The organism is Altererythrobacter sp. (assembly GCF_050299635.1).
Taxonomy (GTDB): domain Bacteria; phylum Pseudomonadota; class Alphaproteobacteria; order Sphingomonadales; family Sphingomonadaceae; genus Erythrobacter.
In genome coordinates this window covers 51,381-64,070 of record NZ_JBNKWF010000002.1, presented here as the reverse complement: position 1 = coordinate 64,070, position 12,690 = coordinate 51,381, and the positions used below count along the sequence as shown (strand labels likewise).

Sequence of the window (12,690 nt, the reverse complement as noted above, 5' to 3'; positions counted from 1 at the left end):
CTCCTCTCCCCCGGACCGGCGACACATTGTGAATTTCCCCGCGCCCTAGCGGGATGACCGCCATTGGCCAACCACCAATTGGTCTAAAGCGAGCATATTGCGGGTTACGCCGCACTCGCCTAATCGCCGCATCCCATGAGCAAGAACACTCCCAAGGCCATTCGCGGCACGCAGGATATTTTCGGGCCCGATGCCGAGGCTTTCGCTTTCGTGGTCGAGACCTTCGAGCGTGTGCGCAAGCTGTATCGCTTCCGCCGGGCGGAAATGCCGGTGTTCGAAAAGACCGAGGTGTTCAGCCGCGCGATCGGCGAGACGACCGACGTGGTCTCGAAGGAAATGTATTCCTTCGAGGATCGCGGTGGGGAAAGCCTGACGCTTCGCCCTGAGTTCACCGCCGGGATTGCCCGTGCCTATCTCACCAATGGCTGGCAGCAGCATGCGCCGCTGAAACTCGCCACGCATGGGCCCCTGTTTCGTTACGAACGGCCGCAGAAGGGCCGCTATCGCCAGTTCCACCAGATCGATGCCGAGATTATCGGTGCGGCGGAACCGCAGGCCGATGTCGAACTGCTCGCCATGGCCGATCAGCTCTTGAAGGAGCTGGGGATCGAGGGTGTGACTTTGCACCTCAACACGCTGGGTGATGCCGAAAGCCGCGATGCCTGGCGCGCCGCGCTGGTGGAACACTTCCGCGCGGTGAAGGGCGAGCTATCCGAGGATTCTCAGGAACGGCTGGAGAAGAACCCGCTTCGCATCCTCGACAGCAAGGACCCGCGCGACCGCGGGCATGTGGCGGGCGCGCCCAAGATCGACGCCTTCCTGTCGGATGAGGCGCGCGCGTTCTTTGACGCGGTGACGTCTGGTCTGGATGCTGCCGGGGTGAAATGGCAACGCGCCGAAAGCCTGGTGCGCGGGCTCGACTATTACCGTCATACTGCATTCGAGTTCATCCCTGACGAGGGCTCGGAGGCAGCGGGCAAGCTCGGCAGCCAGAGCACGGTGCTCGGCGGCGGGCGCTATGACGGGCTGATGGAATCGCTCGGCGGCGCGCCTACGCCTGCGGTCGGCTGGGCCGCCGGGATCGAACGGCTGGCGATGCTTTGCGAAGGAAGCGGCGCTGAGAAACTCGAAGTCGCGATTGCAGCTGAGAACGCCGACAGAGAAGATGAGGCAGCCGAAATGGCAGCCATTTTCCGCCGGGCGGGATTCTCGACAGAGCTCTTCGCAAGTGGAAGCCCGCGAAAGCGATACGACAAGGCTCGTAAAGCCGAACCAGCTATACTGATCTCGCTCGACGTCCGTGATGGAGCGAATTCTAATAATTTCAGCGCGATCGCGCAGGATTTTGATCGTGAAGCTGATGCGACTGAGATCTTCGCGGCTCGGACTCTCGGTTAAAAATGCAAATACCCGCCGAACGCCTTGACCAGATCACCCATCGCTTCGCCGAGCTTGAAGCGCGTATGGCTTCGGGTACGCTCGAGGGCGAGGCCTTCGTCCAGGCAAGCCGCGACTATGCCGAGCTTGAGCCCGTCGCCAAGGTCGCGGCCGAGATCAAGGCCATGCGCGAGGAAACTGCGGGACTGGAGGAGATGCTCTCCGACCCCGAAATGAAGGCGATGGCGGAAGAGGAGCTTGCGGCGATCCGCGAGAAGCTGCCCGAGGCGGAGCGCAAGCTCGCCATCGCGATGTTGCCCAAGGATGCTGCCGATGCGCGCCCCGCCATGCTCGAAATCCGCGCCGGTACCGGCGGCGACGAAGCGGCGCTTTTCGCAGGCGATCTCTACCGCATGTATGAGCGCTATGCGGCGGAGCAGGGCTGGAAGGTCGAGCCGGTCAGCATGAACGCAAGCGAAGTCGGCGGCTTCAAGGAAGTGGTCGCCAACGTCGCCGGGCAAGGTGTCTTCGCCAAGCTCAAGTTCGAAAGCGGCGTCCACCGCGTGCAGCGTGTGCCCGTGACTGAAAGTGGCGGGCGCATCCATACTTCGGCAGCCACCGTCGCGGTGCTGCCGGAGCCCAGCGAAGTCGATGTGCAGATCGAGGACAAGGACCTCAAGATCGACATCTACCGCGCGAGCGGAGCGGGCGGACAGCACGTCAACACCACCGATTCCGCAGTGCGCATCACGCATCTTCCCAGCGGGATCGTGGTGACCCAGCAGGACGAGCGCAGCCAGCACAAGAACCGCGCCAAGGCGATGCAGGTTCTGCGCGCGCGGCTCTACGAGAAGATGCGCGACGAAGCGCAGGGGGCCGAGGCAGAAGCGCGCAAGGCCATGGTTGGATCGGGCGACCGTTCAGAACGCATCCGCACCTACAATTTTCCGCAGGGCCGCGTGACCGATCACCGCATCGGATTGACCCTGCACAAGCTTGACGAGGTACTCGCCGGGCCCGGCCTCAGCGAACTGGTCAACGCGCTCATCGCCGAGGACGAAGCCAAGCGATTGGCGGCGCTTAGCGAATGAGCGTGGCGCAGGCCTTGCGCGAGGCCACGGCGCGGCTTTCGGAGACCAGCGATACGGCGCGGCTCGATGCCGAACTGCTGATGGCCCATGCACTGGGTGTGGGCCGTTCGGACATGCTGCTGCGCCATATGGATGCGGAAGAGCCCGCCGAATTCGCCGCGCTGGTGGAGCGGCGCGCGCACCACGAACCAATTGCCTATATCCTCGGCGAAGCGGAGTTCTTCGGCCGCAGCTTCCTGGTCGATCCCGGTGTATTGATCCCGCGCCCGGACAGCGAGAGCGTGGTGCAGGTCGCGCTCGATCATGCCCCGCAGGAAGGGCGTGTGCTCGATCTCGGCACGGGTTCCGGCGCGCTGCTGCTCACCCTGCTGGCGGAGCGGACAGGCCTTACCGGCGTAGGCATCGATGCCTCGCTCGCCGCGCTTCCCGTTGCTGCCGCCAATGCTGCGCGGTTGGGACTTGCGGGCCGGGCGCGAATCCTGCGGCACAACTGGCGCGAGGAAGGCTGGGCCGAGGGGCTGGGGCGCTTCGAGCTCATCATCGCCAACCCGCCCTATGTCGAAAGCGGTGCAAAACTCGACCCGGATGTGCGCGACTTCGAGCCACCTACGGCGCTTTTCGCCGGGCCGGAGGGCCTCGACGATTATCGTATTATTATTCCACAACTGCGTGATTTACTAACCGAAACGGGTGTCTGTGTCCTGGAGATTGGGCGGGACCAGGCCGAGATGGTCACGGAAATCGCACAACTATCGGGTTTTCAAGTCGAATTGCAGCGTGACCTCGCCGATCGGCCCCGCGCAATAGTATTGACCTAAAGAACTGACATAAACACTTGGCAAAACCGATTCGGACGTCTACCTCTGATTGCGGCCTCTGGTCTGCTCTGTGTGGCGACCACTTGGCCAAGCTCCGCATTTTCGGATCAACCGGCGGCACATGGGTGCTTGCTGGATTATGCGGATAGGGAGCGTTGCCGCATGGGCGCAACGCATGACAAGGGGTCTATGGACCGCAGTGCAAATTTTTGTCGCGCGCGGTCGCGGATGAGGAAGAACTCTCCTTGAATAACAATCGTAGCAATCGTCGCCGCGGTCGCGGCAATCGCAATCAGGGCGGTGGCAACAACGCCAATCGTATCGACAGCCGCGCACGGGGCAATGCTCCGCAGCTGCTCGACAAGTACAAGAAGCTTGCTCAGGACGCGCAGCATAATGGCGATCGCGTGCAGGCGGAATACTACCTGCAGTTTGCCGACCACTATTTCCGTGTGATCGCCGACAACAAGGCGCGCCAGGACGAAGCGCGCGCCAAGCGCCAGGATGAGCGCGACCAGGCGAATGACGACGAAGATAGCTATGACGATGGCGATGATCGCCGTCGCAGCAGCAATCGCCGGCCGCGCAATAGGCGGGATGACCGCAACGATCGTGGCGATGGCCCGGTTGAAGGTACGCCCGGAACCGAAGGCGAAGCGATCGATCAGGCTTCGGACGATTCCGATGGTGGCGAAACACGCAAACCGCGCCGGGCCCGTGCCGATGGCGCACGTTCGCGCCGCAAGCCGCGCGAGAATTCGGACGATACCGGAGGCGAGATCGACGCCGGTGTGCTTCCGCCAGCGATCAGCGCGGCAAGCACCGATGACGATGATGAGCCCGCGCCCAAGCCTCGTCGCCGCCGTACGACGGCCAAGCGCGACGAAGGCGCTGCCGAAGAAGGCGCTGTCGGAGAAAACAGGGGCGATGACGGCCTGCAGGCGGTAGGCTGAGAGTTCAGCAGACAGAGTGGGAATGGCGAGCGGGATGACCGATCAGCTTGCACCGCTCTGGCAACGGATCGTGGCGTGGCCACGGTTTTCAGCATTCGGACTGGGCCTGCTCGCAGCCTGTGCCTACCCGCCACTGCATCTCTGGCCAGTCGGCCTCGCAGCGCTGGCGATCTTCATTGCGCTGTTGCGCGAAGCTGGCAACTGGCGCCGCGCCGCCGTGCTGGGCTGGCTGTTCGGCTGGGCGCATCTGACGCTGGCGAACAACTGGATAGCCACCGCCTTTACCTATCAGGCTGAAATGCCCGCTGCACTCGGCTGGGTCGCCGTGCCGCTGTTGTGCGTCTATCTTGCAATCTATCCTGCGCTGGCAGCGCTCATCGCGCATCTGGCGGGCCGCAAGGCCGGATCGCTCGCTTTCGGGACCGCGCTGGCGGCAGGCTGGATCGTGACCGAATGGCTGCGGAGCTGGCTCTTCACCGGATACCCCTGGCCGCCGCTTGGACTGATGCTGCTGGGCCCGTGGAGCAGCCCGGGCATTGCGCTGGTGCTGCCGTGGCTGGGAACCTATGCGCTGTCAGGCCTTGCAATCCTGCTTGCGGCGCTGCTCGGCTGGCTTGTGGCGGGACAGCGCTGGACTGCCGCATTCGCCTGTGTGGCCGCGATCTTTGCTGCAATGTTGCTGCCTTCGCCCGCGCAACGCGAAGGCACGATTCGCTTCGCCTTGATCCAGCCATTGTTGCTGCAGGACGAGCTGAACGATCCATCGAAATTCGAGGAGCAATTCGCCCGTATCGCGCGGCTTACCGTGCCCGGATCGGATGAGAAGCGGCTGGTGCTGTGGCCTGAAAGCGCGGTGCCGGACTATCTCGAAGACGGATATCCGCAGCGCTACTATACGAGCATGACTGCGGCCGGGAATCCCAAGTTTGCGCGTGAGCGGATCGGCAATGTCATCGGCGCCGATTCACGCTTGCTGGCGGGCGTGGTCAATCTCGACATTGGCGAGAAGGATGGCGTGCGCCGAGCGGTCAGTGCGCGCAATTCGGTGATTGCGATGAACGGTCAGGGCGACATCCAGCTTAGCTATGCCAAGGCGCATCTGGTGCCCTATGGCGAATATCTGCCGATGCGTAGCCTGCTCGAACCGATCGGCCTTTCGCGGCTGGTGGCGGGATCGATCGATTACCTGCCTGGCCCTGGTCCGCGCACGCTGGATCTGGGCGAGTTCGGAAAGGCGGGTGCGCAGATCTGCTACGAGATCGTCTTCTCCGGGCAAGTCGTCGATCGTGCCAGCCGGCCCGACTATATATTCAACCCCTCGAACGATGGCTGGTTCGGCAGCTGGGCATCGCCGCAATTTCTCGGTCAGGCGCGGATGCGTGCAATCGAGGAAGGCCTTCCGACGTTGCGCGCCACGACAACCGGGGTCAGCGCGGTGGTGGATGCCAATGGCGTGGTGCGCCGCGCGATCGGGAGAAATCGCGAGGGACGGATCGATGGTCTGCTCCCTCCCGCAAAATCGCCCACTTTGTTCTCCCGGCTCGGCAATGCGCTCCCGCTGGGTTGGGCATTGCTGCTGGCGCTTGCATCCGCGGTTGCCATGAGGCGCCGCCGCGTCTAGGGGTCGGATGCAGACATAAAGAAATCCTTATATCCAGTTCTCCAACTTCAGAGGTTCCATGCGCAGCGAATTCCTGTTCACGTCGGAAAGCGTTTCCGAAGGCCATCCCGACAAGGTTTCGGACCAGATTTCAGATGCGATTGTGGACCTGTTTCTGTCGAAGGATCCCGAAGCGCGCGTCGCCTGCGAAACGCTCACCACAACGCAGCGTGTCGTGCTGGCAGGCGAGATCCGCTGCAAGGGTGTTTACGAGAACGGCGCCTGGATCGGCGGGGCAGACAAGGAAATCGAGGATGTCGTGCGCCGCACGGTGCGCGAAATCGGCTACGAGCAGGACGGTTTCCACTGGGAGACGCTGGAGTTCGAGAACTACCTCCACGGTCAGTCGGTGCACATCGCGCAGGGCGTCGATGCGGGCGAGGACGGCTCGAACAAGGATGAAGGTGCGGGCGATCAGGGCATCATGTTCGGCTATGCCAGCGACGAGACGCCCGACCTGATGCCGGCAACGCTCGATTACAGCCACAAGATTCTTCAGCGCATGGCGGCCGACCGCAAGAGTGGCGCGGCGCCTTTCCTTGAGCCCGACACCAAGAGCCAGGTGACCTTGCGCTATGCAAACGAGAAGCCGGTCGAAGCGACTGCCATCGTCGTCTCGACCCAGCACGCGCCCGGTTACTACTTCCACAATGGTGAAGGCGACGCAGCCAGATATGCCGAGCTGGAAGCCTATGTGAAAGGCGTGATCGCCGATGTGCTGCCGGCCGAACTGCTGACCGAAAACACCGTCTATCACATCAACCCTACCGGTTGTTTCGAGATCGGCGGGCCCGATGGCGACGCCGGTCTGACCGGCCGCAAGATCATCGTCGATACCTATGGCGGCGCGGCCCCGCATGGCGGCGGCGCCTTCAGCGGCAAGGATCCGACCAAGGTCGATCGCAGCGCGGCCTATATCACGCGCTATCTCGCCAAGAACGTGGTGGCGGCTGGCCTGGCGCGTCGCTGCACGATCCAGATCGCCTATGCCATTGGCGTGTCGGAACCGCTCTCGCTCTATGTCGACCTGCATGGCACCGGCAAGGGTGTGACCGAAGCGCAGCTCGAGAAAGTGCTGCCATCGCTGGTGCGGCTGACTCCGCGCGGCATCCGCACGCATCTTGGCCTCAACAAGCCGATCTATCGCACCAGCGCGGCCTATGGCCATTTCGGTCGCAAACCGGAAGGCGATCTGTTCCCGTGGGAACGCACCGACCTGGTCGACGCGCTGAAGGCGGCCGTGGGTTAATTCTTCTTTGGCGGGCGACCCCGGCGCGGGCGCTTGCTATGTGAAACCTCGATCCCGCGTTTGGCCAGCGCTTCACGCAACAGAATCTCAATCTCGCTATTGACCGAGCGAAGCTCGCTTGCGGCCAGGCGCTCCACAACATCGTGGAGCGCCGGGTCGAGCCGCAATGCGAAGGCTTTGCGATTGGAAGCGGACATGAGACTACTGGTACAGGGTTCCGGCATTGACGACGGGTTGCGCTTCGCGGTCGCCGCACAGCACAACCATCAGGTTTGAGACCATGGCGGCACGGCGTTCGTCGTCAAGTTCGACAGTTCCGCCCTTGCTGAGCTTGTCCAGCGCGTCTTCCACCATGCTCACTGCGCCCAGGACGATCTTCGTGCGCGCTGCGATGATCGCGTCTGCCTGCTGGCGGCGCAGCATCGCGCCGGCAATCTCCTGAGCATAGGCGAGGTGAGTCAGCCCTGCCTCGTCGACCACGATGCCCGCAACGGCCAGCCTGTCATTCAGTTCGGCCTGCAATTCCGAATTGATGACGTCAGCGCTTCCGCGCAGCGTGGTCTGATCGTCTTCGCTCATGTCGTCGTAAGGATGGCGCGCGCCCACGGTGCGCAGACCGGCTTCGATCTGGATATTCACGAATTCGCGATAGTCATCGACATCGAACACCGCTTGCGCCGTGTCGCGCACGCGCCACACGACATTGCAGGCGATATCGACCGGATTGCCGCGCAGATCGTTGATCTTCACCCGTTCCGAGTGGATGTTGTGCGCGCGAACGGAGACTTTGGTCTTGCCCATCCATGGCCATATCCAGCGCAGACCGTCGGTTCGTTCGGTCCCCGAATACTTGCCAAACAGCGTGATCACACGCGTCTCGTTTGGCTGGACCATGAAGAAGCCGGTGACGAAGATCACGTTCAGGATAACCGTGCTGACCAGCACAAAGGCAAATGTAACCTTGCCTGCTTTGCCGCCGTCGAGGCCAGGGAGGGCATTGGCGATCAGCAAGTAGCTCAGGAACCAAAAGATCGGCAGGCCGATCAGAAAGAAATATCCGTTGAACGTCTGTGCCTTGTGCTCGGTGCTCCGGCGCATTTCGGATTGGCCACCATCCATCAGAGAATCTCCTATATGATATAATTATGATATCATATTTAGTGAAGCTCGGGCGAGGTTCAAGAGCAACCTCTTTGTGGGGGGCGCAAATTCAGGTTTTGCAGTGAATCAGCGCATATCCACGGTCGGTGGCGCAAAACTGCCGGTTCAAGGATCGAGCAGGGGTCAGATCACAGGCTATCGATCACCGCTTTCAGTTTCTCGCGAACCACTTCGGCGGCCGTATTGAGCTGCGGATTCTCGATCGCCTGCATCGAAGCGACGGGATCGATCGCGGCGACTTCGGACATTCCATCGCCCGCGTCCTGGACCACAACATTGCACGGCAGCATGGTCCCGACCTTGTCCTCGATCATCAGCGCCTCATGCGCCAGGCCCGGGTTGCAGGCCCCCAATATGCGGTAGTTGCGGAACTCGATCCCAAGCTTTTTGGCGAAGGTGTCCCTGATGTCGATATCGGTGATGACGCCAAAGCCCTGTTCCTGCAATGCCGCGATCGTGCGCTGGCAGGCTTCGTCGAAATCTACGGGCAGCGTCTTGGAGAAATAGAAACTCATCGAGGTACTCCCTTGCGTTGAAGCGGAGACTCACCTCATCCGCGCATATCTGTCCATGAACCGGAAATCCGCCAATCGGTTCCCGGTGCCGCCGCATGTTCCAGCGAACCATGCGTCTGAATCAGATGGCGTAAGCGTTGGGATCTTCGTCGGGCCAACTGCTCAGCCGCGGATTGTTTCGGTTGATGAATACCGCAGGCAGCTTGGCGAGCATCAGCGACTTGTGGATCCAGTAATCGGTCCATTTCTCGCGCCAGCGCGGCTGGGGGCGCCGGCCATTGGCGCGCAGCCATGAATCATAGGGCATCCAGTGGCTCGGCTCGTCGCGCTCCACCACCTTGAATATGCTCGTCATGCCGCGATCGGACAAAATATGGCTGTTCTTGAGCAATATTTCGACTTGCCGCATGCCGCGCTGTTCGGTGATCATGATGACGCGGCAGAGCTTCTCGAATGCATCCCCGTCGGCGACGACGGCTGCTGTATCGAGTTCGTCGATGGTGCAGCCGAACACCGTCTCTATGAAATGATCGATATGGCCGCAGGTGCGATCGACCTTGAGCGGCATCCGCCCCTCCAGCTCGAACCAGCGGCGGAACATGCGATAGTGTTTTTCTTCGTCGGCGCGATGCTTCTCGACCGCGGCAATAAAGTCGCGGTCATCGGGGCAGCGCGCCCGCACAGCTTCCAGCACGCGGTCAAGCGAAGTGTAACCGCGATGCTCGTTATAGATATAGATCGATGCGAGCACATCGAGGAAGCGAGCGCGGAAGGCGGCGAATGGACCCATGCGCGCAGTATCTCACACGCAGGCGAGTCTCGCAAAACAATTGGATTTTCAGGTTAGAGCGCAGCCTCGTATTTCGCGGTGGTCTTTTCCGCCACTTCCTCTGCCGTGACGCCTGGCGCCAACTCGATCAGTCTGAACGGGCTGTCGTGATCGGGGCGCTGGAACACTGCGAGATCGGTGATGATCATGTCGATCACATTGGTGCCGGTCAGCGGCAGCGTGCATTCCGGGATGAATTTGGGGCTGCCGTCCTTGGCATTGTGATCCATCACAACGATGATCTTCTTGACGCCGGCGACCAGGTCCATCGCGCCGCCCATGCCCTTGATCATTTTGCCGGGGATCATCCAGTTGGCGATGTCGCCGTTCTCGGCCACTTCCATAGCGCCCAGCACGGTCAGGTCGATATGCCCGCCGCGGATCATGGCAAAGCTTTGCGAGCTGTCGAAATAGGCGCTGTGCGGCAATTCGCTGATGGTCTGCTTGCCGGCATTGATAAGGTCAGCGTCAACCTCGTCAGGATAGGGGAACGGCCCGATCCCCAGCATGCCATTTTCGCTTTGCAGCGTGACCTGCATCCCTTCGGGAATATGGTTGGCGACCAGCGTAGGTATGCCGATACCCAGATTGACGTAATAGCCGTCTTCCAATTCGCGTGCAGCGCGCGCCGCCATCTCGTCGCGGGTCCAGCCGTGTTTTTCGTCCGACATGTCTTGCGTCCTATTCCTGTGTCAGAAGCAATGGGGTGAGGAACCAGCCGTTGCCATAGAGCGCCTCGAGCGGCGCGGCTGCGGCTGGGTTCTTGAGATAATCATAGAGTTCGTCGAAATCGGACTGCGCATCGCCGGCGATTGCAATGATGCAATATTGCTCCGCGAACTCGCGCCGCCTGGTCTGCTTGCGGTCCTGCGGGTAGCGCATCAGCACCAGCCTGTCCTGCCCCTCCGGATCGAGGCCGGAGCTTGCAAGCGCCTTGCGGATCGTGCCTGCATCTGCGGCAGTGCGGCCCGATATCCAGCCGACGGTGACGCCCTGGTTGCGCAGGCTGGCGAGCAGATTTGCAGCACGCTTGTCAGCGCGCAGGTCCCCGGCTTCGGGGACGAGGCCGGACTTGGGATCGAGGTCGATCAGTACGGCCGGTTCGAGGTTGCCGCATTCATTGCGCTCGCCGTCCAGCGCGCCGGGATTGCGCAACGAAGCCGATTGTACGGCCTCGCCCGACATGTCCTTGAATGCCTGTTCCATCGCATAGGCCGCGAAACTGGCAAATGGGCTCTGCATCCCTGTGCCGGAGCCAACTTCTACCGAACCGCCCGGCACAGTCGGAGCGGCTTCACCAGCGAGGGTCGTTTTCGCCGGAATCGCGGCAGGCTGTTGCCCGTCGCGATTCTCGCGGCTCTCGGCGACTACGTCCTTGGTCGCCAGCACGCTGCCTGCCATCACCGGGATCGCCGCCGCCAGGCAGCCCGGCAGCATCAGGGCTGCGCCGAGCGCCCCCGATACCCGGAGCAACCGGAGGGCGGGGCCAGCGATCACGCCGCCTCGCGTTCCCGCGTGGTCGTGAACTCGATTTTCTTGTCGTAGGGAGCGCCCACGATCATGCGCTGGACATAGACCCCCGGCAGGTGGATGCAGTCAGGATCGAGGCTACCCGCAGGCACGATCTCTTCGACCTCGACAACGCAGACCTTGCCGCATGTCGCCGCCGGCTGATTGAAATTGCGTGCGGTCTTGCGGAACATCAGATTGCCCGTCTCGTCGGCCTTCCATGCCTTGACGATGGCAAGGTCGGCGAAGATGCCACGCTCGAGGATATAGTCCTCGCCGTCGAAACTCTTGACCTCCTTGCCTTCGGCCACCTGCGTGCCGACGCCAGTCTTGGTATAGAAGCCGGGGATTCCCGCACCGCCCGCGCGCATGCGTTCGGCCAGAGTGCCTTGCGGGCAGAACTCGACCTCGAGCTCTCCGGAAAGGAACTGCCGCTCGAACTCCTTGTTCTCGCCGACGTAGGAGCTGATCATCTTCTTCACCTGATGCGTGCGCAGCAGCATGCCGATGCCTTCGTTGTCGATCCCGGCATTGTTGCTGGCGAAGGTCAGGCCCTTGACCCCGCTTTCGCGGATCGCGGTCAGCAGGCGTTCGGGAATGCCGCAGAGGCCAAAGCCTCCGCTGGCGATCAGCATGTCGTCATGCAGCAAATCTTCGAGGGCGGTGGCGGCATCGGGATAGAGCTTTTTCATCGCATGTCCGTTTCTGCAAATTGTGCTTGCGGGCTATGTCGCACACATCCCCTAGACACTATCAATTGGCCTGTCACCCGGCCAGCTGCACAAGAATATTCTACTTTGCGAAAATTGCGTGAAACTATATTGCATGCTGCGCTGCAGTATAGCCATGAGTGGTGCGCGCTCACTCTATGACACTGTAATTACTACGATATGCCGTGCCAATTCTTGAGGTCTCAGAATCGTATGTTGCATATGATGCAACAAACTATGAACTTTTCGCACTTGCACAATAGGGCGTTATGCAACATAACAAAGCTGCCTTTCAGGCATCCTCTCCCAAGACTTTCCGGCCCGGTTGGTACGTCCAGCCGGGCCTTTTTCTTGCCTGCGGCCGATCTGGTGGACGAATCGCTGCAATGCAGCCCCCTGCAACTGACGGCGCATTGCCGAAAACCATCGATCCGACATGGTTGTTCGCAGGGCGTGACTAGCAATTTCCTGGCACCCTACGCTGTGACGAGCAGTGGATCGCACCTGCATTTTCGACAAATTGGTTCGTGGCGAGCTTGACCGTTTGTAATAAAATATCGCGAATACGCTCGAATCAGACGCAAATGCGAAGGATTGCAACAATCGCAAGAGCAAGTGCTCTTTTCGCAATTGCACAATCTATGCTGCAGGTGCACAAAGAGCCTGCCTTTCAGGCATCCTCTCCCAAGACTTTCCGGCCCGGTTGGTAGATCCAGCCGGGCCTTTTTCTTGCCTGCCTCGCCGCTTTGCCCGTGCATGGCTACCGATGAGCCGATGCGCGCCGACAATTTCCGCCCTCGCAGGCACTTATCCGTCAA

13 protein-coding genes are annotated in these 12,690 nt (G+C 61.3%); 6 read left to right on the top strand and 7 right to left on the bottom strand.

All coding sequences use genetic code 11. The features are described 5' to 3' along the window. Nucleotides 1-135: 135 nt before the first annotated feature. From hisS to metK, 6 genes are all read left to right on the top strand, one after another. Nucleotides 136-1,398: a histidine--tRNA ligase gene (hisS, locus tag ACQY6C_RS01250; RefSeq protein WP_427963802.1), complete on the top strand. Its 1,263-nt coding sequence runs from the start codon at nt 136-138 to the stop codon at nt 1,396-1,398. Nucleotides 1,399-1,400: 2 nt separating this feature from the next. Next, nucleotides 1,401-2,468 (top strand): peptide chain release factor 1, encoded by a 1,068-nt coding sequence (gene prfA, locus ACQY6C_RS01245; RefSeq protein ID WP_427963800.1) that lies wholly within the window; start codon nt 1,401-1,403, stop codon nt 2,466-2,468. Beyond that, nucleotides 2,465-3,286, top strand: coding sequence for a peptide chain release factor N(5)-glutamine methyltransferase (gene prmC, locus ACQY6C_RS01240; protein WP_427963798.1), 822 nt, complete (start codon nt 2,465-2,467; stop codon nt 3,284-3,286). Before prfA ends, prmC begins: the two co-directional genes overlap by 4 nt. A 245-nt stretch (nt 3,287-3,531) precedes the next feature. Continuing rightward, nucleotides 3,532-4,239 (top strand): DUF4167 domain-containing protein, encoded by a 708-nt coding sequence (locus ACQY6C_RS01235; protein WP_427963796.1) that lies wholly within the window; start codon nt 3,532-3,534, stop codon nt 4,237-4,239. A 34-nt stretch (nt 4,240-4,273) separates the two neighbouring features. Beyond that, nucleotides 4,274-5,860 (top strand): apolipoprotein N-acyltransferase, encoded by a 1,587-nt coding sequence (gene lnt, locus ACQY6C_RS01230; RefSeq protein ID WP_427963794.1) that lies wholly within the window; start codon nt 4,274-4,276, stop codon nt 5,858-5,860. 58 nt (nt 5,861-5,918) lie between these two features. Continuing rightward, nucleotides 5,919-7,148 carry a methionine adenosyltransferase gene (gene metK / locus ACQY6C_RS01225; protein WP_427963792.1) on the top strand — a complete coding sequence of 410 codons (1,230 nt, stop codon included), beginning with the start codon at nt 5,919-5,921 and terminating at the stop codon, nt 7,146-7,148. Here metK and ACQY6C_RS01220 read toward each other — a convergent pair. The 7 genes from ACQY6C_RS01220 to ACQY6C_RS01190 all read right to left on the bottom strand — a co-directional run bounded on the left by ACQY6C_RS01220 (nt 7,145) and on the right by ACQY6C_RS01190 (nt 11,854). Next, complete coding sequence (locus ACQY6C_RS01220; RefSeq protein WP_427963790.1) at nt 7,145-7,345, bottom strand: Arc family DNA-binding protein; 201 nt, start codon at nt 7,343-7,345, stop codon at nt 7,145-7,147. The genes metK and ACQY6C_RS01220 overlap by 4 nt on opposite strands. Nucleotides 7,346-7,349: 4 nt before the next feature. Further along, nucleotides 7,350-8,267: an SPFH domain-containing protein gene (locus tag ACQY6C_RS01215; protein WP_427963788.1), complete on the bottom strand. Its 918-nt coding sequence runs from the start codon at nt 8,265-8,267 to the stop codon at nt 7,350-7,352. 170 nt (nt 8,268-8,437) lie between these two features. Continuing rightward, a complete protein-coding gene (locus ACQY6C_RS01210) occupies nt 8,438-8,824 on the bottom strand; it encodes a DUF302 domain-containing protein (protein ID WP_427963786.1) in 387 nt (128 codons plus the stop codon). A gap of 121 nt (nt 8,825-8,945) precedes the next feature. Continuing rightward, nucleotides 8,946-9,614, bottom strand: a complete 669-nt coding sequence (locus ACQY6C_RS01205; RefSeq protein WP_427963784.1) for a ferritin-like domain-containing protein — start codon at nt 9,612-9,614, stop codon at nt 8,946-8,948. Between the two features lie 53 nt (nt 9,615-9,667). Then, a complete protein-coding gene (locus tag ACQY6C_RS01200; RefSeq protein WP_427963782.1) occupies nt 9,668-10,324 on the bottom strand; it encodes a CoA transferase subunit B in 657 nt (218 codons plus the stop codon). A gap of 10 nt (nt 10,325-10,334) precedes the next feature. Next, nucleotides 10,335-11,126 (bottom strand): hypothetical protein, encoded by a 792-nt coding sequence (locus ACQY6C_RS01195; RefSeq protein ID WP_427963780.1) that lies wholly within the window; start codon nt 11,124-11,126, stop codon nt 10,335-10,337. Between the two features lie 20 nt (nt 11,127-11,146). Continuing rightward, the gene (locus ACQY6C_RS01190) at nt 11,147-11,854 is read right to left on the bottom strand and encodes a CoA transferase subunit A (protein ID WP_427963778.1); all 708 of its coding nucleotides are present in this window, start codon (nt 11,852-11,854) and stop codon (nt 11,147-11,149) included. Nucleotides 11,855-12,690: the final 836 nt, after the last annotated feature.